We start from the raw sequence: 22,506 nt of genomic DNA on the forward strand, positions 1-22,506 counted from the left end.
AACCCGAATGCCCGCACACGCTCCCGCGTACCCGATCCTCGACGGACCGGCACCCGACCTCGCCGTCCGCGCGTCTACCGGAAGCCGTACCGTGCCGTGGCTGCTCGACCGGTGGCGCACCGACCGGCCGGAGACGACCTTCCTCATCTGGGAGCCGCACACCGGCGCCGAGGCGCAGCGCTGGAGCTACGCGGAATTCGCCGCCGCGGTGGATCGGCTCGCCGCCGGACTGCAGGCGCGCGGCATCGCACCCGGTGACCGTGTGGTGCTGCTGATGGACAACTGCCCCGACTTCCTCGTCGGATGGGCGGCGATCGTGTCGACCGGCGCGGTCGCGGTGTGCCTCAACACCCGCAGCAGCGCCGACGAACTCGCCTACTACGACCGGCACTGCGCCCCCCGGGCCGCGCTGATCGGAACCCGGTCGGCCGAGGCCGCACGGGCCGCCATGCCCGGACTCGAGTGGATCGCGACGACCGGCGGCACCGAGACCCTCCAGGCCGCGGCACCGGGGGGCACCGTGCCCGACGGCGCGTCCGGCAGCCTCGGCGCGCTCGGACGGACCGCCGGGGCACCCGCGCCGGTGTCCATCGATCCGCTCGCGCCCGCGAGCATCCAGTACACCTCCGGGACGACGGCGCGGCCCAAGGCCGTGGTCTGGACGCACGCCAACTGCCTCTGGGCCGCACAGGTCAACGCCGCCCACGCCGGGCTGCGCGGCACCGACGTCGGGCTGATCACCCTGCCGCTGTTCCACACCAACGCCCTGGGCTACTCGTTCCTGGGACTGCTGTGGGTGGGGGCCACCGTGGTGCTGACCCCGAAGTTCTCCGCGTCCCGCTTCTGGGACGTCTCGCTCCGGCACCGGTGCACGTGGGCATCGGTGGTGTCGTTCATGCTCCGGGCCCTCGACGGTGCTCCCGTTCCGGCCGACCACACCTACCGGCACTGGTCGGGCAGCGCGACGCAGCACTCGGTGGCCGACGGGATCCGTATGACCGGATGGTTCGGCATGACGGAGACCGTGTCGCACCCCGTCGTCAGCGAACTGGCCCATCCCGACCCCGACGGGGCGATGGGACGTCCGGCCCCCGAATACGCCGTCGCCGTCGTCGACGACGACGGCCGTCCCGTCGCGCCCGGCACGGTGGGTGACCTGTGGGTGCGCGGAACACCGGGCGTGTCCCTGTTCGCCGGGTACCTGCACAACGACGACGCGACGCGGGAGGCCTTCACCGCCGACGGCTGGTTCCGCACCGGAGACCGGGTGCGCCAGGACCGCTCCGGACAGTTGTGGTTCGTCGAGCGATCCAAGGACATGCTCAAGGTCGGCGGTGAGAACGTCGCCGCCGCCGAGATCGAACGCGTGGTCGCGGCGGTGCCCGGCGTCCGGGAGGCCGCCGTCGTGGCGAAACCGGACCCGATGCTCGGTGACGTCCCGGTCGCGTTCGTGATTCCGGACGGCGCCGCACCCGACGGCCTGCCGGCCGACATCGAACAGGCCTGCGCAGAACTGCTGTCCGACTTCAAACGACCGCGCGAGGTCCACCTGGTGCCGGAGTTCCCGCGCGCCACCTTGAACAAGGTCGCCAAGGCGAAGTTGCGGCACTGGCTGCTCGAGCCGTCGACGGAAGCGGGGAAGACATGGACCTGGGCGTGATCCTCGGCGACGTGCACTCCACGCTGTCGCCGCGCGAGCACCTCGACGGACTGCTGCGCCAGGTCGAGGCCGCGCAACGCAACGGCGTGCGCTACATCGTGATGGGCCACCACTACATCTACGGCAACCTGCGCTGGCTGCAGCCGATCCCGACCCTGGCGCGGATCGCGGCGGAACTGGACCCCGGGGTGAAGATCGGCACGATGGTGGTGCAGGTGCCGCTGTTCCATCCGGTCGCGCTCGCCGAGGAACTCGCCACTCTCGACATCCTGACCCGGGGCAATCTCATCGTCGGCGCCGGCGCGGGATACCGGCGCGAGGAGTTCGCCGCGTTCGGCGTCGACTTCGACCGGCGGTTCGCCATGATGGACGAGGCGCTGCAGATCATCCGGCTCATGTGGACGCAGGACGAGGTCGACTTCCACGGCAAGTTCTGGCGGCTCGACGGGGTCAAGACCCACATCCGTCCCTGGCAGGATCCCCACCCGCCGATCTGGATCGGCGCACTGAAGGATTCCGGCGTCCGGCGCTCCGCGCGACTGGGCGACGCGTGGCCGGTGACGCCCGAAACCCGGACCGACGACATGCACCGCATGTTCGGCGTCTATGCCGCGGCGCGGCACAGGCACGGGCGGCCGCCGGTGGCGCGGCATCCGCTGCGCCGCGAGATCGTTCCCGGCGCCACCACCGAGGATGCGTTCCGGCGCTTCGAATCCATGGCGCGGGACCGCCTCCTGGCCTACGCGCAGCGGGAACTGGACACCCGCGATGCCACCGCGCTCACCGAACGATTCCGGCAGGTCGCCGCCGAGGAGGCGATCGTCGGAACCCCCGACGACTGTCTCGGCCAGTTGCGCGCTCTCGCGGCGCAGGTGCCGGTCGATCCGGTGATCGTGCGCGCACAGTGGCCCGACATGACGGCCGACGACGTCGTCGCGTACCTCGACGACCTCGGCCGCGACATCGTTCCCGGAATGCGCGAGATCGTGTCGATCGACGCCCGCACCATGGCGGACCCCTCGGCGATCGCGTACACGAGCCCGACAGGAGGAGTCCGATGACACTCGACGACCGGAGCATCGAACCGCGTTGTCCCGTGGTCGACTTCGACCACAACTCCGCCGCGCACGCCGAGGACCCGGTCGGCTCCTACCGTCGGATGCGGGCGACAGGGCCGGTGGTCCGCTCGACCCGTCACGGCGGCTTCTGGGTGCTCACCGACTACGACGGCGTGTTCGAGGCCGCCCGCGACGACCAGACCTTCTCGTCCGCGCGGTGCCCCTACGGCGGCGACGGCCTGGCCACCGTCATCCCCAAGACGCCGGTGAACCACCACATCCCCGTCGAACTCGATCCTCCGGAACATCGCAAGTACCGCAAGCTGATCAACCCGCTGACCTCCCCGGCGGCCGTCGAGCACCTGCGGCCGGCGATCGAGAAGTACACGACGTGGTTCATCGACCAGGTCATCGAGGCCGGCACGTGCGACTTCGCGACGGTCATCGGCGTGCCGGCCGTGGTGACGATCGACTGGCTCGGCCTGCCGCCGACGGACTGGGAGCGCTACGCGCATGCCCATCACGCGGCGCTCTCCGACCTGCCCGGCACGCCGGAGTTCGAGCACGCCATCTCCGTCGAGTTCCCGTGGATGGAGGAACAACTGCGGGCCGCGATCGCCGAGCGGCGCGTACGTCCGCGGGAGGACGTGCTGAGTCACCTCGTCGGCTCGGAGGTGGACGGCCGGCCCGTCACGGACGACGAGGTGTTCGCCATGGCGGAGCTGCTGATCTCCGGCGGCGTGGGCACCACCGCCTCCCTCGTCAGCCAGACGCTGATGTACCTCGACCGCAACCACGAGCTGCGCCGCACCCTGGCCGAGCGCCCGGAGAAGCTGCCGCGCGCGATCGAGGAGTTCCTGCGCGTCTTTTCGCCCACGCAGGCCTTGGCCCGCACGGTGACTCGGGATGTCGAGTTCCACGGGCACGACTTCCGCACGGGCGATCGTGTGCTCCTCGGCTGGGCGTCGGCGAACCGCGACCCGAAGGCGTTCGACGACCCGGACACCGTGGACATCGAGCGGTGGCCGAACCGGCACACGGCGTTCGGCATGGGTGTGCACCGGTGCGCCGGAGCGCACATCGCCCGCGCGCTGTCCCTCGAGATGCTCGGCCAGATCCTGCGCCGCATGCCGGATTACGAAATCCTGCACGACCGGGTGGTGCCGTTCGCGCACCAGGCGGTCAATCCCGGTTGGAAGCGAATTCCCGCGCGCTTCACGCCGGGACCGCGTATCGGCCCCACGGCCGGGAACGCGCGCCCCTTCTCGATCTGACGGGTTCGCCTTCAAGGGATTTCGCGCCGGCGGAACGGGACGGGCGGACCGCGCATCCGGGGGTGTTCCCCGAATCGACCATTGACCTCCCGGGCTCCATGTGAGCATAATCATATGCAGAGATTCCTTCCGCTTCCGTTTTCTCGCGTCTCGCGATCCACCGCTCTGCACGCAAGCCCGGCCGACCCCCTCGCGGGGACGGTCGCCCGGTCCGTGACGCGAACCGAAGAGCGAGTCGAGAGAGAGGTTCACGTCATGGGATTCGACGGCATGGTTGCCTTCGTCACCGGTGCGGCGAGGGGGCAGGGGCGCAACCACGCGGTGCGCCTCGCCCGCGAGGGCGCCGACATCATCGCGCTCGACCTGTGCGCTCCGGTGCAGGGCGCCCCGTACGACATGGCCACCCGGGCGGACCTCGACGAGACGGTCCGCCTGGTGCAGGCCGAGGGGCGGCAGATCGTCGCCACCGAAGCGGACGTGCGGGATTCGGCCGCGGTCGCCAAGGCCGTGGCGACGGGGGTCGAGCGGTTCGGCCGCCTCGACGTCGTCGTCGCCAACGCCGGGATCGCCGGTAGCTATCCGGTCGAGGAGCTCACCGACGAGATCTGGCGCGACATGATCGACATCAATCTCACCGGCGTGTGGAACACGGTGAAGGCCTCCGTCCCGCACCTGCGTGCCGGCGGCCGCGGCGGCAGCATCGTGCTGATCAGCTCCATCGCCGGACTGAAGGGCTTGCCGAACAACGCCCACTACGCGGCGGCCAAGCACGGCGTGCTGGGTGTGATGCGCAGTCTCGCCAACGAACTCGGCCCCGACGGTATCCGGGTCAACGCGGTCCTGCCGACCAACGTGGAGACCCGGATGCTGCTGAACGACGCGATCTACAAGTTGTTCCTCCCGGACGAGCCGCAGCCCACCCGGGAACAGGTCGAACCCCTGCTGCACGGCATGCACGCCCTCGACGTCCCGTTCGTGCAACCCGACGACGTCAGCAACGCCGTTCTGTTCCTCGCCGGAGCCGAGTCCCGCTTCGTCACCGGCATCACGATGCCGATCGACGCCGGCGCCTTGGTGAAGTAGTGACAGGCCCCGAAACGCGCTCCGCGACGGAAGGACACGACATGCTCGACGGCCGGGACCGCCACCCGCGACGGACGGAGGATGTCCTCGAGATCCGCGAACTGGCGACGCGGTACGCCCTGGCCGTCGACGACCACGACATGGAGACGCTGGCCGCGCTGTACGCGCCGGACGCCGCGTTCCACGGTCTGTCGGAATCGCTGTGGGGGCGGGGCGCGATCGTCACCTACGTTCGTGCCGCGCTCGACGGATACGACGGGGTCAGCGTGCACACCCCGCACCCCGGCACGGTGGACTTCACCGATGAGGACACGGCGCAGGGGGTCGTGCCCTGCCACGTCGAGTTCGCGCAGGCGGGGGTGCAGAACATCCTCGCGTTGCGGTACCACGACCGCTACGTCAGACGGAACGGGCATTGGTACTTCGGCGAACGCCGGCTCGAGGTCCGGTACGCGACGCCGACCGCGACGTACGGGACGGTCCTCACGGCTGCGACAGCACCCGACCCGCCGCCCCTCGCCGAGCAGGACGGACGACTCCGACCGAGTCCGTCACCCACCTTCGACTGAACCACCCCGAGAGAGGGAATTGCGATGCAAGACAACGACGGATCGGCCGCATACGACGTCATCGTGCTCGGCAGCGGGGGCGCCGGACTGTGCGCCGCCCTGTCGGCTGCCCGGTGCGGTGCCCGAGTGGGCGTGTTCGAGAAGGGCGAACTGCTCGGCGGTACCACGTGCCTGTCGAGCGCCGTGGCGTGGCTGCCGAACAACCGGTACGCGCGGGAGGCGGGGATCGTCGACTCGCGCGAGCAGTCCCTCGCCTACCTCGAATCCCTGTCGCACGGGATGATCCTGCCCGAGCTCGCGGAGGCGTTCGTCGACACCGTTCCCGAACTGCTCGACTGGCTCGACACCACGCCGCTGAAGATGCGCCTCGTCGCCGGTTACCCCGACTACCACCCCGAGCGGCCCGGCGGCATGCCGCAGGGCGGACGCTCCCTCGAACCCGACCTGTTCAGCTTCATCGACCTCGGCCGATGGGAGGACAAGCTCGTCGGCGTCCCGCGCCGTATGACGGTCGCGGAGACCCCCATCGGCGGCGGCACCGGCCACCTTCCACCCGACGTGCTCGAGCAGCGGGAGCGGGACCGCGTGGAGGGCCTGGGCCGCGGCATGATCGCGGCCCTGCTCCAGGGCTGCCTCGACGAGGGCGTCTCCGTGCACACCGGGGAGCGGGGCGTGCGGCTGATCCAGGACGAGTCCGGCCGCATCACCGGCGTGCGGTTCGAGGGGCGGGACGGGGCGCACGACGTGCGCGCGGAGCACGGCGTCGTGCTCGCCACCGGCGGCTTCGAATGGGACGAGCGGTTGCGGCGCGACTTCCTGCGCGGACCGATGGCGCACCCGGCCACCGTGCCCACGTGCACGGGGGACGGATTGCGCATGGCGATGCGCGTCGGCGCGCAGCTCGGCAACATGCGCGAGGCCTGGTGGGCGCCGGTCGCGGTGCTGCCCGGGCAACGGGCGAACGGTGCCCAGGCCGTCCAGCTCGTGCACCGGGAGCGCACTGCGCCGCACTCGATCATGGTCAACCGGCTCGGCCGGCGGTTCACCAACGAGGCGACCAACTACAACGCGCTCGGCGGGGCGTTCCACCAGCTCGACGCACACGACTTCGACTACCTGAACCAGCCGTGCTGGCTGATCTTCGACGCCGACCACGTCGAGAAGTACGGAGCGTTCGGGGCCGCGCCGGGCACCGAAGCCCCGGAGTGGGTGGTACGGGCCGACACTCTCGCCGATCTGGCACGGCAGATCGACGTCCCCACGGACACCCTCGAATCGACGGTCGCCCACTGGAACGAGGACGTGCGCCGGGGCCACGACAGCGACTACCACCGCGGCGAGAGCGTGTACGACGGGTTTGTCGGTGACAAGAACAAGTACCCCGGCGTGGAATCCACCCTGGGACCCGTCGCGCGGGCCCCCTTCCATGCGGTGCAGATCCACAGCAGCACGCTCGGCACGAAGGGCGGTCCGCGCACCGACGCGGACGGCGCGGTCCTCGACGTCGACGATCGGGTCATCCCCGGACTGTTCGCCGCCGGAAACGTCATGGCGGCCCCCACCGGGATGGTCTACGGCGGAGCCGGCGGAACCCTGGGCCCTGCGCTGGTGTTCGGCTACCGGGCGGGCCGGGCCGCGGCACGGGCGTCGGTCGGCGCGGCCGAGCCGTCGGCGGATCCGGCCGCGGCGCCGTTGCGGCCGGTGTCGCTCGCCTGACGGATCAAGGGAGGGATCCCTGCCGAATATCCGCGCGGTCCCCGGTCAGCTGCGACAGCCGTTGCTGTCGCGGCTGACTGGCGTGCGCGCGACTCCGGGACCTTCGCCCCTTGCGGACCGTCTAGCTAATAATCATGATAAGCATTAAAGTGCGGTTCGTCACAATATGCATAGAATGAGAACGGGAGCACCCATGGGACGAGTAGCCGGAAAGGTCGCGCTGGTCACCGGCGCCGCCCGGGGCCAGGGACGATCGAACGCCGTCCGCCTCGCGGAGGAGGGCGCCGACGTCGTCATCCTCGACTCCTGCAAGGACGTCGACACGGTCGCGTATCCGCTCGCCACCACCGACGACCTCGCCGAGACCCGGCGGCTCGTCGAGGCGACCGGCCGCCGCTGTCTCTCCCGGGTGGTCGACGTGCGTGACCAGGCGGCCCTCGACCTCCTCGTCTCGGACGCCGTCGACCAGTTCGGGCACCTCGACATCGTCAGCGCCAACGCCGGCATCGTCAGCTTCACGCCTACCTGGCATCTCAGCGACGAGGAATGGCAGAACGTCATCGACGTCAACCTCACCGGTGTCTTCCACACCGTGCGGGCCGTCGTGCCCCGGATGATCGAGCAGGGTACCGGCGGCGCGATCGTGCTCACCAGCTCGGTCGCCGCAATCCGGGCGAGCCGCAACCTCGGGCACTACGCCGCCAGCAAGGGCGGGGTGGTCAGCCTCATGCGCACCCTCTCCAACGAGCTGGGCGAACACGGCATCCGGGTCAACACCCTCAATCCCGGCACCGTCCGGACGGACATGATCGAGAACGACGCCATGTACCGCATCTACCGTCCGGACCTCGAGTCGCCCACGCAGGCCGACATCGTCGACCACTGCCGCCGGCGCAACGAACTCGACGTCCCCTGGGTCGAGGCCGTCGACATCAGCAACGCCCTGGTCTGGCTGGCCTCCGACGAGGCGCGGTATGTGACCGGCGTGGTCCTGCCCATCGACGCCGGACTGCTCGCCAAGTCCTAGAACCCGATTCGCCGCCAACGAATCCCGTCCCGGAAGGAACGCACGATGGAAAGCCCCGCTCGCTGTCCGGTCGTCCACTTCGACCACAACTCGCCCGAGCACTCGGCCGACCCGGCCGAGTCGTACCGGAAGATCCGCGAAACCGTCAAGATCGGCTGGACTCCCGCACACGGCGGTTACTGGGTGCTCTCCGACTACAGTTCGGTCTTCGACGCCGCCCGCGACGACGAGACGTTCTCCTCGGCGCGCAGCGAGTACGGCGGCGACGGGCTGTCCGTGGTGATCCCGAAAACCCCGCATCACGACCACATTCCGATCGAGCTCGATCCCCCGGAGTTCCGCAAGTACCGCAGGATCGTCAACCCGGTCAGTGCGCCGGCCGCCGTCGAGAAGATGAAGCCCACCATCGACCGGCACGTCGCGGGCTTCATCGACAGCGTGATCGAGAGCGGTGAGTGCGACCTGACGTCGGTCATCGGAGTGCCCTCGATCGTCACGGTGGAGTGGCTCGGACTCGACGTCTCGGAGTGGCGCCGCTACTCCAACGCCCACTTCCAGGTGCTCGCGGGAATTCCGGGCACCCCGGAGCACACCCGCGCGGTCGAGGTCGACTTCCCGTACCTGGCCGGACGCATCGAGCAGACCATCACCGAACGGCGACGGGATCCGAAGGACGACATCATCAGCTACCTCGTCCAGCAGGAGGTCGACGGCAGCCCGATGAACGATCACGACGTGTTCGCGATCGTCGACCTGCTCATCTCCGGCGGCGTCGGCACCACCGCCTCCCTGGTGAGCAACTCGCTGGTCTGGCTCAGCCGCCACAAGGACGTGCGGCAGCGTCTCATCGACCACCCCGATCTCCTCGATCACGCCATCGAGGAGTTCCTGCGGTACTTCTCGCCGACCCAGGCGCTCGCCCGCACCGTGACGCACGACGTCGAGTTCCACGGCTGCCCCATGCAGAAGGGCGACCGGGTGCTGCTGTCCTGGGCCTCCGCCAATCGCGATTCGGAACTGTTCGACAAGCCCGACGAGATCGACATCGAACGGTGGCCCAATCGGCACACCGCCTTCGGCATCGGTGTGCACCGCTGCGCCGGATCGCACCTCGGCCGGTACATGTCGCAGGCTCTGATCAGCCAGGTGCTCGAACGGATGCCGGACTACGACGTCGACCTCGCGGCGCTGCAGCCGTACCCGCGGCAGGGCGTGAACACCGGCTACCAGCGCATCCCGGCCACCTTCACGCCCGGTCGCCGGGTGCTGACGGACTACACGCTGCAGTAACGGCTTTCGCCGACGCGGCAGTGCCGGCTTTCGCCGACGCGGCAGTGCCGGCCGTCCGCGCATGCGGATCGCATACGCGGACGGCCGGCGATCCGGCGGGATGTCAGCCGAGCTTCCCGTCGAACTTCACGCGCAGTTCGGGGATGCTGCGGGTGTAGAGGCCCTCCTCGCGCGGTACGAACCCGTCCTGGTACTCGATCGAGTCCATCGTGTCGAGTACGAGGTTTAGCGCAATGGTCATCTCCGTCTTCGCGAGCATCGAGCCCACGCAGAAGTGGCGGCCGAGGATGAACTGCACGTGGTTGGCCGCACCACTGAATGCCCGGTCGACGTTGAGGTCGGTTCGGAAGATGTCGAACTCGTCCGGATTCGAGAAGTGGCGCTCGTCGCGGTTGGCGGCCGCGAGCATCATGATGCACGTCGCCCCTGCGGGGATGGTCGAGTCCTCGATCTGCACCTCGTCCTCGGTCTGGCGCATGATCATGTGGACGGGTCCGGAGTACCGCAGCGTCTCGGCGATGACGCGGTCGGCGAGGCTGCGGTCCTCGCGGACGGCCCGCATCTGATCGGGATGGTCGATCAGATTGCGAATCATGCTGGCGATGGCCTTGTCCGTCGTCTCGCCACCGGCGACGAGGAGCAGACTGACGAAGGCCTTGATCTCCTCGTCGGACATCTGCTCGCCGTCGACCTCCGCGCGGCACAGACGCGAGAGCAGGTCGTCGCCGTCGCCCGAGCGTCGTTCGCGGATGATCGGCAGCATGTACTCGCGCAGCTCGACATGGGTGCGTTCGGCGGCGGCGTTGATCTCGGGGTCTCCGGCCAGGTTGTTGAGATAGGCCATGATCGAGAAGTACCAGCCGCGGAACCGCTCGTGATCGCTCTTGGGCAGGCCCAGCATGTCGACCATCACGTTGATGGGGAATCGGCTGGTGAACTGGGAGACGAGTTCGGCCTCGCCCTGCCGGGCCACCGCGCCGAGCAGCTCGCCGGCGTTGCGCGCGACGATGTCGCCGATCAGCTGGGCGGCATTGTGGGTGATGGCCGGCATGAAGCGTTCGAGTCCGTTGCCGCGGAAGAACGGGTTGAGCAGCGCGCGGTGCGTGGAGTGCTCGCGCCCTTCCATCTGCAGGATGGTGCGGCCGTGGATGGGCTCGAGCTGCCATTCGTAGTTGCGGCTGGAGAACTTCGGGCTGCGGAAGGCCTCGGCGCAGTCGGCATACCTGCTGATCAGGTAGCTGTCCGTGCCCTCGTGGTGCAGGGCCGGGTAGTGGTCGCGCAACACGCGGTGGAGCGGGTACGGGTTGTCGAGGAACTCGGGGGAGAGGATGTCGGGGGCGATGGGGCGGGGATCGACTGCGGTCACTCTGGGATCTCCTGATCGTCGAATCGAGGGTCGAGCAGGATCGGTGCCGGGAGCACCGGTCGGGGTCGTGCCGCTCCGCCGAGGGTCTGGGGCCGGAGGTGGACAGTGATCCGGATCACTAGGTGCTGATAACTATAAATACGATTCGAATGATGTCAACGCATATCGGTGAAACGAGTTCTCGACGGGAACGGGCGCCCACTCGTGAGGAGTGGGCGCCCGCACCGAATCCGCCGTCCAGCTCGACGGTGCTGCCACGCCGGCGGTAGTCGGCGAGCACCGCGTCGTTCTCATCGTCCGATCCGAGCCGGCTGCGCATGTTGGAACCCGCAGCGCGTGCTCAGAAGAACCGTTTGACGACCTTCGCTGTCGGCGCGACGTCCATGTCCGAGCGGACGTAGAGGGCGTCTGTGATCCGCTTGATCGGCAGGGTGTGCCATGGATCGAGTTCGGATTCCACACCGAACGAGATCGAGCCGCGCCCGGACCATGCTTGCTTCGGGGTCACACGGCAGGAGTTGAGCACCAGATCCGCGAGCGACGGATCCCCACCCTCGGGATTCGGGATGACCCGCAGGCCCATCGGCTTCATGTCGTAGGGCTCGAGGTCGACCGGACGCTCCGGCTTCATCTGTACGGTGCAGATGCGGCTTCCCTTGGGACGTTCCACGATTCCCTGCATGACCTCGCTTTCCTGCTGCCACTCGATGTGGCCGAACTTCTTGGGGTTGCCCCAGATCTCACGGCCGGCGGCGAGTGCCGACTCCTGGTTGAGCAGGATGCGGACGGGATAGATGCACGGCTCGCCCTCCCACGTGCAGTCGAGGAACTGGTAAGCCTCCTCGTACGCGCCGAACGTTGTGAACGGCATCTTGGCGATGACGATGCGGACGGTTGCGGGGAGAGTGAGTTCGAAACCCGCTGCTTCCGGAAGGAGGTCGAGCGCGGCGTTCTCGTCGGTCTCGTAGGCGACCGTGATGGTCTCCATGTCGCGATAGTAGACGGGCGGCTTCGGGTAGAGCGGCTCGTCCACCGGCATCGTGTAGCCGAATTTCTCCCGGGTGAGTCGTCCCTGCTTGGCCATGATTGCTCCTTGCGTCGAGGGAAATGTGGCGGATCAGTGTTCGTAGACGGGGGTGGTGGTACCCCGGGGAACGATCATCTTGTCGAACTGCGCCTGCTCGATCAGGGCGGTGTCGCAGAACTCGAGCATGGCCGCGATCTTGTCGTCGCGGACGGTGACGATCCAGCAGTACTGGTTCTTGTACGGAACCCCGTTGCGGCCCATGCCATCCGAGCGGCAGAAGACGACGACGCGCCCGTCCTCGAGGGAGAGGACGTCCTCGACCTCGAGTGGCTTGATGCCGTACTCCTGGCTCAGGCCCTGCACGGACGGGCCTTCGCGCTCCTCGCCGCGGAAGTTCGCGCCGAGAAAGTCGTTCTGGATGGACTCGAGACCCTTGTAGGTGCCCGAGATGGGAGTGGATCCGATGAGGGTCCAGGTGGCATCGGGATGGAAGTAGCGGGTGAACGCGTCTCCCACCCCCTCCGAATCGCCGCGGACGGCGGCGAGCCAGTTCTGTACGACCTTCTTTTCGTTGGTTCCCATGTCCATATTCGCTTTCGTGATTCCGGGGCGGGCTGCTCCCGCGCCGGTCGACAGGTCCGTCCCGAGGAAAGCCGCCGTCGATGCTCGCGCATCGGCTGGATGGGACGTGGGCTCTCCTGCGGTCGCTCGGGCCTCTGCGGATCGTCGAATCGACGGTCGAGCGGGAGTTGCGTCGCTCAGGGGCGAGCGCCTCCGCGGACGGTTCGGGACCGGAGTCGAAGTGATCCAGGTCACCGATGCTGACGACTGTATGCGGAATTTGGGGATTGTCAATGGATTTCGCGTACGCCGAAGATGTCGAAGGGGCGTCCACTCGGTGGAGTGGACGCCCCCTTCGCGTGCGGGAACTCGCGCGGGAACTACTGTTCCGTCGTCTTCGGCGGCTCCAGCGTCCGGAGGGCGGCGAGCAGCCGCTCCGGGATCGGGGCCTTGTTTCCGTCGGCGCCGCGCACGGCGAACGTGATCTTGCCGTGGGCGACGAGTTCGTCGCCGCGCTCGAAGTCGAATCCCAGCGCGTACGAGGTGGTGCCGAGGTGGTCGAGGACGACCGTGCAGGTCAGCTCGTCGAACACCTCGCAGCTGGTGATGTACTGGCACTCCGACTTCAGGCCCACGGTGTAGACGCCGACGGTGTCGAGCAACGTGTGGCTGTCGAGGCCGAACGAGTGCAGCCAGACGCTGTACGTGCGTTCCATCCACGGGTAGTTGATGGCGAAGTACGAGATCCCGACGGCGTCGCAGTCGCCGTAGGCGAGCTGGAAGCGCTGCTGCGTGACGGCGGTGGTGGCGGTGGTCATGTCGTGTCCTTCCGGGTGGATCAGGGGTGGCCGCCGTCGACGGTGACGATGGAGCCGGTCGTGAAACTCGAGGCGTCGCTCGCGAGGTAGAGGGCGGCGCCGACGATCTCGTCGGGCTGTCCGCCGCGCTTGGCGGCGAAGCGCTGCGCCCGCTGGGAGAACGCCTCCATGTCCCACGAGTTGCTCACGTCCGTGAGGAAGGTGCCGGCCATGATTGCGTTGCTGCGCACGGTGGGACCGAACGCGTGCGCCATGCCGATCGTAACGGCGTTGAGTCCGGCCTTGGCGGCGGCGTAGGGCAGGATGTCCGGCCTGGGGTGGACGGACCCGGCGCTGGAAATGTTGATAATGGATCCGCCGTCGCCCTGCGCCATGCGGGTTCCGACGAGTGCCGCGAGCCGGAACGGGCCCTTGAGGTTCACCCCGATCACCTTGTCGAACAGCGTTTCGCTGACGGTGTCGAGGCTGTCGTACAGCGGGGACATGCCGGCGTTGTTGATCAGCACGTCGATCTTCCCGAAGTGGCCGTAGGCCGCCTCGACGAGTTCCTCGATCGACTCCCATCTGCCGACGTGGAACGAATGCGCAAGCGTCTTGCGTCCCGTCTCCTCGGTGATCTCGTCGGCGGTGGCCTGGCAGGAGGCCAGGTCACGGCTGGCGATGACGACGTCGCAGCCGGCGCGAGCCAGCCCGAACGCCATGGCGCGGCCGAGGCCCCGGCTGCCGCCGGTGACGATCGCCGTGCGGTCGGTCAGATCGAACGCGCGCGCGGGGTCGAACCCCGGGCGGGTCCGGCCGGTCGTTGAATCGGTCATCGAGTTCCTCCACTGGTCCTGGTTGACGGTATCCAATTCCTTGCTATTGTGATCATAGATTAGCGGATAGTGATCCAGTTCACGACAATGGCCGAGACCGCGCCGAGTCACACCGCCGTGTCGCACCCGGTGGATCGGACGCATCGCCAGAACGGAGTACAAGGTGAGTGACGACCAGCAGGACCTGTTCGCCCTGCCGCAGCGGTACCTCGACCTCCAGCGGGAAGCCCGTGACCTCGCGGCCGAGTGCACCGACGTCGCCGCGCGCGCCGACGAGGCGGACAGCTTCGATCCGGACGTCCGCAAGCGGCTGACCGCGTCCCGGCTCACCGAGGTCGTCGTGCCGGCTGCCTACGGTGGTCGCTTCGAGAAGGTCGACTCGCTCGCGGTGACCATCGTGCGCGAGGCCCTCGCCGCCGAGTCGGCCCACCTCGACTCCATGTTCGGCATGCAGGGCATCGGCAGCTACTGCATCAGCGTCGGCGGCTCCGAGGAACTCAAGGCGGAGTGGCTGCCCAAGGTGGCCCGGCTCGAGGCCGTGGCCGCGCTCGGCCTGACGGAGCCGCACGTCGGCTCCGACCTCAAGGCACTCAGCACCACCGTCGTCGAGCGCGACGGCAAGCTGATCGTCGACGGGCACAAGTCCTTCATCACCAACGGCGGCGACGCGGACTTCTACAGCATCCTCGCCCGCGAGGGCGACGGATACTCCCTCGTGCTGGTCCCGGCCGACGCGCCGGGCCTGCGCATCGAGCGCCCGCACCAGATCATCGCGCCCCACGTGCTCAGCGACGTCATCCTCGAGAACGTCGAGGTTCCGGTCGGCAACCGCATCGGGGAACCGGGCAAGGGCTTCGGGCTCGTCCTCGCGACCCTCGCCACGTTCCGCGTGTCCGTGGCCGGCGCCGCCGTCGGCGTGGCCCAGGCCGCGCTGGACGAGGCTGTCGCCCACGCCAAGACCCGGGAGGGCTTCGGCGTCAGCCTCGCGCGTCTCGGATCGGTGCCCGAGCACCTCGCCTCCTGCTGGACCGACATCGAGATGGCGCGCTCGCTGACCTACCGCGCGGCCGCCGCGTCGGCCCGCGACGCACGCGCCAATCTGCACCTGTCGTCGATGGCAAAGGTCGGTGCCACCGAGGCGGCCGCCCGCGTCGTCGACCGCTCGGTGCAGATCATGGGCCGCTTCGGGCTCGTGCGCGGCGGGAAGCTCGAGCGCCTCTACCGGGAGGCCCGTCCCATGCGGATCTACGAGGGCTCGACCGAGGTGATCTTCGATTCCCTGGCCAAGCAACTCGTGAAGGAAGCCCACTAGGGGCAGAATGCGGACCAGAGGCAGGCACCTATGACAACGGACGCGAACACCACCAAGCTGGAGCGAGTCGTCATCCGCTTCGCGGGCGACTCGGGCGACGGCATGCAGCTGACCGGCGACCGGTTCACCTCCGAAGCGGCCGCGTTCGGCAACGACCTCGCGACGCAGCCGAACTTCCCCGCCGAGATCCGGGCGCCGCAGGGCACGCTGCCCGGGGTGTCGTCGTTCCAGATCCAGATCGCGGACCACGACATCCTCACCGCGGGTGATCGCCCGGACGTCCTCGTCGCGATGAACCCGGCGGCGCTGAAGGCGAACATCGGCGACCTGCCGCGCGGCGGCACCGTCATCGTCAACACCGACGAGTTCACCAAGCGCAACCTGTCCAAGGTCGGCTACGCCGCCAGCCCGCTCGAGGACGGCAGCCTCGACGAGTTCGTGATCCACCAGGTGCCGATGTCGAGCCTGTCGGTCGGGGCGGTCGAGCCGGCCGGCCTGAGCCGCAAGGACGGGGAGCGCGCGAAGAACATGTTCGCGCTCGGGCTGCTGTCGTGGATGTACAACCGGCCGGTGGGGCGGATCGAGGAGTTCCTGCGCACCAAGTTCGCCAAGAAGCCGCAGGTCGCCCAGGGCAACCTGCTCGCGTTCCACGCCGGGTGGAACTACGGCGAGACCACGGAGACGTTCGCGACGACGTTCGAGGTGGCCAAGGCGGACCTGCCGCCCGGTACATACCGGCAGATCACCGGCAACACCGCCCTGGCCTACGGCCTGGTGGCCGCCGGTGAGCTGTCGGGGCTCGAGGTGTTCCTCGGGACGTATCCGATCACTCCCGCCTCCGACATCCTGCACGAGCTGACCAAGCACCGCAGCCTCGGCGTGACCACCTTCCAGGCGGAGGACGAGATCGCCGCCATCGGCGCGGCAGTCGGGGCCTCCATCGGCGGCGCCCTGGGCGTCACCAGCACCTCCGGTCCGGGCCTGGCCCTCAAGAGCGAGGCCATCGGCCTGGCCGTGATGACCGAAATCCCCCTCGTGGTGATCGACGTGCAGCGCGGCGGACCGTCGACGGGTCTGCCGACCAAGACCGAGCAATCCGACCTGCTGCAGGCGCTGTACGGGCGCAACGGCGAGTCGCCGGTCGCGGTGCTCGCGCCGCGCTCGCCGGCCGACTGCTTCGCCACCGCGGTCGAGGCGGCCCACATCGCCCTGACCTACCGGACCCCGGTGCTGCTGCTGTCCGACGGCGCCATCGCCAACGGCTCGGAACCCTGGCAGATCCCGCGGGTCGACGACCTCGCCCCGATCGAGCCGGGCTACGAGACGGGCCCGGACGCCGGCGGTGCGCCCCTGCGCCCCTACGCCCGGGACCGCGAAACCCTGGCCCGCACCGTGGCGATCCCCGGAACGCCCGGCCTCGAGCACCGGATCGGTGGCCTCGAGAAGGCGAACGGCAGCGGCAACATCTCCTACGACCCGGCCAACCACGACCTGATGGTGCGCCTGCGCCAGGCGAAGATCGACGGGATCTCGGTCCCGGACGCCGAGGTCGACGATCCGTCGGGGCGGGCCGAACTGCTGATCGTGGGATGGGGCAGTTCCTACGGGCCGATCGGCGAGGCGTGCCGCCGGGCCCGACGTCGCGGCACCGCGGTCGCCCACCTGCACCTGCGGCACCTGAACCCGTTGCCGCGCAACCTCGGTGAGGTGCTCGGCCGGTACCGCACGGTGATCGCGCCCGAGATGAACCTGGGACAGCTGACGAGCGTGCTGCGGGCGCGCTACCTCGTCGACGTCCAGCCGGTGACGAAGGTTCAGGGTCTGGCCTTCCTCGCCGACGAGATCGTCGATGCGATCGATGCCGCGCTCGCCGGCACCCTGCGCGAGCTGGAACACGCCAAGACCACCGCCGCGCTGGCTGCGGCCGAGTACCGTCCGGAGCCGGACCGCGAGGAGGAATCGGCATGACCGAGTTGATCAGCCGCGTGGGCACCGATCTCGGACTGAGCGCCACCGCGCTCGTCCCGACGACCGACACCCCGCAGAAGGCCAAGGACTTCACGAGCGACCAGGAGGTGCGCTGGTGCCCGGGCTGCGGTGACTACGTCATTCTGGCCGCGATCCGCAACTTCCTGCCCGAACTCGGCCTGCGGCGCGAGAACCTGATGTTCGTCTCGGGCATCGGCTGTTCGAGCAGGTTCCCGTACTACCTGGAGACGTACGGCCTGCACTCCATCCACGGCCGTGCGCCGGCCATCGCGACCGGTCTGGCCGTCACCCGGCCCGACCTGTCGGTGTGGGTGGTCACCGGTGACGGCGATGCTCTCTCGATCGGCGGAAACCACCTGATCCACGCGCTGCGCCGCAACGTGAACCTCACGATCCTGTTGTTCAACAACCGGATCTACGGCCTGACGAAGGGCCAGTACTCGCCCACGTCCGAGGTCGGGAAGATCACCAAGTCCACGCCGATGGGTTCCGTGGACCACCCGTTCAACACGTTGTCCCTCGCTCTCGGTGCCGAGGCCACCTTCGCGGCCCGGGCGCTCGACTCCGACCGCAAGGGTCTGACCGACGTGCTGCGCCGCGCGGCCGAGCACCGGGGCACCTCGTTCGTCGAGATCTATCAGGACTGCCCGATCTTCAACGACGGCTCCTTCGACGTGCTGCGCAAGGAGGACGCCGAGCAGCGGGTGATCCCGCTGCGCCACGGTGAGCCGATCGTGTTCGGTGCCGAGGGCCAGAAGTGCGTCGTCCGTGACGGATTCGGACTGCGCGTGGTGGACACGGCGACGGCCGATCCGGGGTCGATCGTGGTGCACGATGCGCACGCCGACGATCCGGAGTACGCCTTCGCGCTGTCGCGGCTGTCCGACCAGGACCTCGAACACACCGTGTTCGGCGTGTTCCGCAGCGTCGCCCGTCCGACGTACGACGACCTGGTTCGGGAGCAGAACGAGAGCGCCCGCACCGGCGGTCTCGACCGCCGAGACTCCCTGCAGTCCTTGTTGACCGGGCACGACACCTGGACTGTGTCCGAATAGCGCCGATGTCCGAACAGCGCCGATCGCCGTCCCCCGGCGCGGAAACTGGGGTCCTCGTACCCCTAGACAATGCGCATGATTAGTATAAAGTGACTGCCATCACACCCTTCCTTCCCTCCCTCCCCTCGGCAGGAGTAGTCGTAATGTCGCTCAGGAACGAAATCGAAAACGCCCTCGCCCGCTACGCTCTCGCCTACGACGACGGCGACATGGACGGCGTCGAGCGCGTCTTCGGCGAAACCGCCGTGTTCACCATGAAGATCGGCGACGGCGACCTCATCGGGCCGCTGAACGGCCGCGAGGAGATCATGGGCCTGTTCCGCGGCGCGCACGAGTCGCAGACCGACCAGCGGCGGCACATCACCACCAACCTGCTGATCGACGAGATCGACGAGAAGAACGTCCGCACGGTGTCCTACCTGCTCATCACCTCTGCGGAGAACGGTGCGCTGAAGGTGTTGTCCACGGGCAAGTACGAGGACGAGTGGACCAGGAGCGGCGGCGACTGGGTGCTCACCAAGCGGCACATCGCCCTCGACCTCCCGTACTGAACCCTCCCGCATCCGGAGACACCCATGACGATGAACCAGGGCCTCATCCCCGCCAAGTGGGCCGCCCTCACCCCGAACCGCATGGCGTTGTACGACGTCCCCAACGATCGCCGCATCACGTTCGCCGACCTCGACGAGCGCGTCCGGCGCCTGGCGAACGGACTGCGCGGACTCGGCCTCGAGAAGGGCGACCGCGTCGCCGTGCTGACCAAGAACAGCATCGAGTTCCAGGAACTGTTCTTCGCCGTCGGCCGAGCGGGACTGATCCTGCAGCCGCTGAACTGGCGGCTGGCAACTCCGTCCCTGCTCGGGCTCGTTGCCGACGCCACCCCGAAGGTGCTCATCACCGCCTCCGAGTTCCGTTCCGTGGCAGAGGAACTGAGTCGATCCACCACGGTCGACCACTGGCTCGAGTTCGGCCCGGGCGGAAACGGGACGTACGAGGAGCTGCTCGCGAGCTCCAGCCCGGCCGAACCGATCTGGACGCCGAGCGTCGGGGGAGACGACCCGTTCTTCATCCTCTACACCGGCGGCACCACCGGCGAGTCCAAGGGCGCGCTGCACTCGCACACCAGCGCGGCCGCCGGCATGCTCAACCAGACCGTCGCCGAGCGGGTCGTTCCGACCGACGTCTACATGCTCACCGGCCAGATGTACCACATCCCGGTGGTGCTCTCGATGAACTACATGAAGCACGGATGTCCGGTCGTGCTGGTCAATTTCGAGGCCAAGCAGGCGCTCGAGATCATCGAGTCGGAACGGGTCTCGGCGTTCCTCGGCATCACCACGATGCTGAACTGGATGATGGCCGTGGAGAACTTCGACTCCTACGACCTGTCGAGCCTGCGCAACATCCAGTACGGCGGCGGCCCCATGCCGTCCGCGATCGTGCGCAGCGCGCTCGAGGCGTTCCCGTGCACTCTCATCCAGGGATACGGCCAGACCGAGGGCACGACCATGTCGTTCCTGTCCCAGGAGGACCACCTCGACGCGGTCAACGGCATCAACGAGCACCGGCTGAAGTCCTGCGGCCGAGAAGGATTCGGCACCACGATCCGGGTCGTCGACTTCGACGGCAACGAGGTCCCCAAGGACGGCAGGACCCCCGGCGAGATCGTGGTCCGCTCCGAGGCCAACATGCTCGGCTACTGGAACAAGCCGGAGCTGACCGCGCAGACCCTGCGCGACGGCTGGATGTGGACCGGCGACGTCGCGGTCTGGGACGAGGACCACTACGTCTACATCGTCGACCGGGCCAAGGACATGATCATCTCCGGCGGCGAGAACATCTACAGCATCCAGGTCGAAGAGGCCATCGGCGCCCATCCCGCCGTCCTCGAATGCGCCGTCATCGGCATCCCCGACGACGAGTGGGGCGAGGTCGTCAAGGCCGTCGTCGTGCTCAAGCCCGGGCACACCGCCACCGAACAGGAGATCATCGACACCGCCAAGCGGAACCTGGCCTCCTACCAGAAGCCCCGGTCGGTCGACTTCGTCGACGCCCTGCCGAAGGCGCCGACGGGGAAGATCATGAAGCGGGACCTGCGGGCGCCGTACCTCGAAGCGACGGCGGCCCGATGACCGTGGACACCGGACGCCGGGTGCCGACCGAGACCGAACTCGCCGAACTGGTCGGCACCCGCTTCCCCGGCGGGCAGGCCACGCTCGAGCCGTGGTGGGTGCACCTCGTCCTCGACAGCATGCTCGCCGACCCCGCCGACGGCGGTGCGCACCCGGTGCTGGTCTTCCTCGTCGCCACCGGCGCGATGGGCTGGAGCTGGGACGAGTTGTTCGCGGTGTTCGGGGCCACCGAGACCGACGGCCCGATGGCCGGGGAAACCGAGACGGTGGTGCACCGGCCGCTGCGCGTCGGTGCCACCTACCGCGTCTCGGGCGAGATCGTCTCCGCGACGCGCAAGGTGGGCCGGCGCACCGGCGTCTTCGACATCGTCGGCTACCGCCTCGACCTGCACGACGAGGACGGCGCGCACTGTGCCTCCACCACCAACTCGATCGTGTTCCCGCGGCGAGGAGAGACCGCATGAAGCCGACCGTCGGACAGAAGATTCCCGAGCGCACCATCGACGCGGTGGATCCGGCCCGGATGAAGACCCTCTCGGCGCTCATGCGTGACCCGAACCCGATCCACTTCGATCGGAAGGCGGCGAGCGCGCTGGGTCTCGGCGACCGCACGGTCAATCAGGGCCCGAGCAACATCGCCTACGTCGTGTCCATGCTCGGCTCCTGGGCCGGCGGCGTGGACCGGGTCACCGGATACCGGTTCAGGTTCCTCGGCAACGTATTCGAGGGAGACAGGCTGCGGGCCGCGGGCGTGGTGACCGACGTGGAGGAGACCGCCGACGGCCTCCTGGTGCGCTGCGACCTCACGCTCGACGTCCTCGGCGGAGCGCGCGTCCTCGAGGGCACCGGGACCGTCCGGTTCCCCGCCGATCGTTAGACAACATTTCCCACGAGAGGGGCGACAATCATGGCAGGACGAGTAGAAGGCAAGGTCGCGTTCATCACCGGGGCCGCCCGCGGCCAGGGTCGCAGCCACGCGCTGCGGCTCGCCGAGGAGGGCGCCGACATCATCGCGGTCGACATCTGCGAGAACATCGACTCGGTGACCCCGTACTACCCGCTGGCCACCGAGGACGAGCTCAAGGAGACCGTCCGGCTCGTCGAGGCCCTCGACCGGCGGATCGTGGCGCACCGCGCCGACGTGCGGGACCGCGCGGCGCTGCAGCGCGCTTTCGACGACGGGGTGGCACAGCTCGGCGGCGTCGACATCGTGGTCGCCAACGCCGGCATCGCCACCTACGGCCGCTCGTGGGAACTCACCGCCGAGCAGTGGCGCGACATGATCGACGTCAACCTCACCGGCGTCTTCAACACCGCGGTCGTCGCGATCCCCACGATGATCGAGCAGGGCCGCGGCGGGTCCATCATGTTCACCAGTTCGATCGGTGGCCTCAAGGGCATTCAGCAGGTCGCCCACTACGTCGCCGCCAAGCACGGCATCGTCGGGCTCATGCGGACCATGGCGAACGAGCTCGGCCCCCACAGCATCCGGGTCAACACCATCCACCCGACGAACGTCGACACCATCATGATCCAGAACCCCGGGACGTACGGCATGTTCTCCCCGGGGGATCCGGAGCCGTCGCAGGAGAAGGCGATGCCGGGCTTCATGTCGCTGAACACGCTGCCGGTGCCCTGGGTCGAACCGATCGACATCAGCAACGCGGTGCTGTTCCTCGGCAGCGACGAGGCACGGTACGTCACCGGAGTCACCTTCCCGGTGGACGCCGGCGCGTACGTGAAGTGATGTGACG

General features: G+C 68.5%; 21 protein-coding genes. 16 read left to right on the forward strand and 5 right to left on the reverse strand.

The window, feature by feature from the left end; translation table 11 throughout:
* The first annotated feature begins 7 nt into the window (after positions 1–7).
* The 8 genes from ACWPOB_RS19765 to ACWPOB_RS19800 all read left to right on the forward strand — a co-directional run bounded on the left by ACWPOB_RS19765 (position 8) and on the right by ACWPOB_RS19800 (position 9,677).
* Complete coding sequence (locus tag ACWPOB_RS19765) at positions 8–1,660, forward strand: AMP-binding protein (protein WP_455401858.1); 1,653 nt, start codon at positions 8–10, stop codon at positions 1,658–1,660.
* Positions 1,645–2,721: an LLM class flavin-dependent oxidoreductase gene (locus tag ACWPOB_RS19770; protein WP_100055538.1), complete on the forward strand. Its 1,077-nt coding sequence runs from the start codon at positions 1,645–1,647 to the stop codon at positions 2,719–2,721. Before ACWPOB_RS19765 ends, ACWPOB_RS19770 begins: the two co-directional genes overlap by 16 nt.
* Entirely contained in the window at positions 2,718–3,992 is a 1,275-nt protein-coding gene (locus tag ACWPOB_RS19775; RefSeq protein WP_100055539.1) for a cytochrome P450, read from the forward strand. The genes ACWPOB_RS19770 and ACWPOB_RS19775 overlap by 4 nt, the downstream gene beginning before the upstream one ends.
* A gap of 255 nt (positions 3,993–4,247) precedes the next feature.
* Positions 4,248–5,075 carry a mycofactocin-coupled SDR family oxidoreductase gene (locus tag ACWPOB_RS19780; RefSeq protein WP_100055540.1) on the forward strand — a complete coding sequence of 276 codons (828 nt, stop codon included), beginning with the start codon at positions 4,248–4,250 and terminating at the stop codon, positions 5,073–5,075.
* A gap of 41 nt (positions 5,076–5,116) precedes the next feature.
* Positions 5,117–5,644 carry a nuclear transport factor 2 family protein gene (locus ACWPOB_RS19785; RefSeq protein ID WP_100055541.1) on the forward strand — a complete coding sequence of 176 codons (528 nt, stop codon included), beginning with the start codon at positions 5,117–5,119 and terminating at the stop codon, positions 5,642–5,644.
* A 24-nt stretch (positions 5,645–5,668) separates the two neighbouring features.
* Positions 5,669–7,360, forward strand: a complete 1,692-nt coding sequence (locus ACWPOB_RS19790) for an FAD-dependent oxidoreductase (protein ID WP_455401847.1) — start codon at positions 5,669–5,671, stop codon at positions 7,358–7,360.
* A 193-nt stretch (positions 7,361–7,553) separates the two neighbouring features.
* Positions 7,554–8,387 (forward strand): mycofactocin-coupled SDR family oxidoreductase, encoded by an 834-nt coding sequence (locus tag ACWPOB_RS19795; RefSeq protein ID WP_100055899.1) that lies wholly within the window; start codon positions 7,554–7,556, stop codon positions 8,385–8,387.
* Positions 8,388–8,432: 45 nt separating this feature from the next.
* Complete coding sequence (locus ACWPOB_RS19800) at positions 8,433–9,677, forward strand: cytochrome P450 (RefSeq protein WP_455401848.1); 1,245 nt, start codon at positions 8,433–8,435, stop codon at positions 9,675–9,677.
* A 103-nt stretch (positions 9,678–9,780) separates the two neighbouring features.
* Here the strand turns inward: ACWPOB_RS19800 and ACWPOB_RS19805 are convergent, their stop codons facing one another.
* The 5 genes from ACWPOB_RS19805 to ACWPOB_RS19825 all read right to left on the reverse strand — a co-directional run bounded on the left by ACWPOB_RS19805 (position 9,781) and on the right by ACWPOB_RS19825 (position 14,264).
* The gene (locus ACWPOB_RS19805) at positions 9,781–11,043 is read right to left on the reverse strand and encodes a cytochrome P450 (protein WP_455401849.1); all 1,263 of its coding nucleotides are present in this window, start codon (positions 11,041–11,043) and stop codon (positions 9,781–9,783) included.
* 340 nt (positions 11,044–11,383) lie between these two features.
* Positions 11,384–12,127, reverse strand: coding sequence for an acetoacetate decarboxylase family protein (locus tag ACWPOB_RS19810; RefSeq protein WP_006934121.1), 744 nt, complete (start codon positions 12,125–12,127; stop codon positions 11,384–11,386).
* A gap of 33 nt (positions 12,128–12,160) precedes the next feature.
* Positions 12,161–12,652 (reverse strand): nuclear transport factor 2 family protein, encoded by a 492-nt coding sequence (locus ACWPOB_RS19815; protein WP_144415056.1) that lies wholly within the window; start codon positions 12,650–12,652, stop codon positions 12,161–12,163.
* A gap of 359 nt (positions 12,653–13,011) precedes the next feature.
* Complete coding sequence (locus ACWPOB_RS19820) at positions 13,012–13,449, reverse strand: acyl-CoA thioesterase (protein ID WP_100055896.1); 438 nt, start codon at positions 13,447–13,449, stop codon at positions 13,012–13,014.
* Between the two features lie 20 nt (positions 13,450–13,469).
* A complete protein-coding gene (locus ACWPOB_RS19825) occupies positions 13,470–14,264 on the reverse strand; it encodes an SDR family NAD(P)-dependent oxidoreductase (RefSeq protein ID WP_100055895.1) in 795 nt (264 codons plus the stop codon).
* Between the two features lie 163 nt (positions 14,265–14,427).
* Here ACWPOB_RS19825 and ACWPOB_RS19830 point away from each other — a divergent pair, with 163 nt between their 5' ends.
* The 8 genes from ACWPOB_RS19830 to ACWPOB_RS19865 all read left to right on the forward strand — a co-directional run bounded on the left by ACWPOB_RS19830 (position 14,428) and on the right by ACWPOB_RS19865 (position 22,499).
* Entirely contained in the window at positions 14,428–15,576 is a 1,149-nt protein-coding gene (locus tag ACWPOB_RS19830) for an acyl-CoA dehydrogenase family protein (RefSeq protein ID WP_100055894.1), read from the forward strand.
* A gap of 30 nt (positions 15,577–15,606) precedes the next feature.
* Positions 15,607–17,544 carry a 2-oxoacid:acceptor oxidoreductase subunit alpha gene (locus tag ACWPOB_RS19835; RefSeq protein ID WP_100055893.1) on the forward strand — a complete coding sequence of 646 codons (1,938 nt, stop codon included), beginning with the start codon at positions 15,607–15,609 and terminating at the stop codon, positions 17,542–17,544.
* Entirely contained in the window at positions 17,541–18,620 is a 1,080-nt protein-coding gene (locus tag ACWPOB_RS19840) for a 2-oxoacid:ferredoxin oxidoreductase subunit beta (RefSeq protein WP_100055892.1), read from the forward strand. The genes ACWPOB_RS19835 and ACWPOB_RS19840 overlap by 4 nt, the downstream gene beginning before the upstream one ends.
* A 143-nt stretch (positions 18,621–18,763) precedes the next feature.
* Positions 18,764–19,171, forward strand: coding sequence for a nuclear transport factor 2 family protein (locus ACWPOB_RS19845; protein WP_006934104.1), 408 nt, complete (start codon positions 18,764–18,766; stop codon positions 19,169–19,171).
* A gap of 24 nt (positions 19,172–19,195) precedes the next feature.
* The gene (locus ACWPOB_RS19850; RefSeq protein WP_100055891.1) at positions 19,196–20,752 is read left to right on the forward strand and encodes an AMP-binding protein; all 1,557 of its coding nucleotides are present in this window, start codon (positions 19,196–19,198) and stop codon (positions 20,750–20,752) included.
* A complete protein-coding gene (locus ACWPOB_RS19855; RefSeq protein WP_100055890.1) occupies positions 20,749–21,216 on the forward strand; it encodes a hypothetical protein in 468 nt (155 codons plus the stop codon). The genes ACWPOB_RS19850 and ACWPOB_RS19855 overlap by 4 nt, the downstream gene beginning before the upstream one ends.
* Positions 21,213–21,629 (forward strand): MaoC family dehydratase, encoded by a 417-nt coding sequence (locus tag ACWPOB_RS19860; RefSeq protein ID WP_006934099.1) that lies wholly within the window; start codon positions 21,213–21,215, stop codon positions 21,627–21,629. The genes ACWPOB_RS19855 and ACWPOB_RS19860 overlap by 4 nt, the downstream gene beginning before the upstream one ends.
* A 30-nt stretch (positions 21,630–21,659) precedes the next feature.
* A complete protein-coding gene (locus tag ACWPOB_RS19865) occupies positions 21,660–22,499 on the forward strand; it encodes a mycofactocin-coupled SDR family oxidoreductase (protein WP_100055889.1) in 840 nt (279 codons plus the stop codon).
* Positions 22,500–22,506: the final 7 nt, after the last annotated feature.

Source organism: Rhodococcus sp. 2H158 (assembly GCF_053764755.1).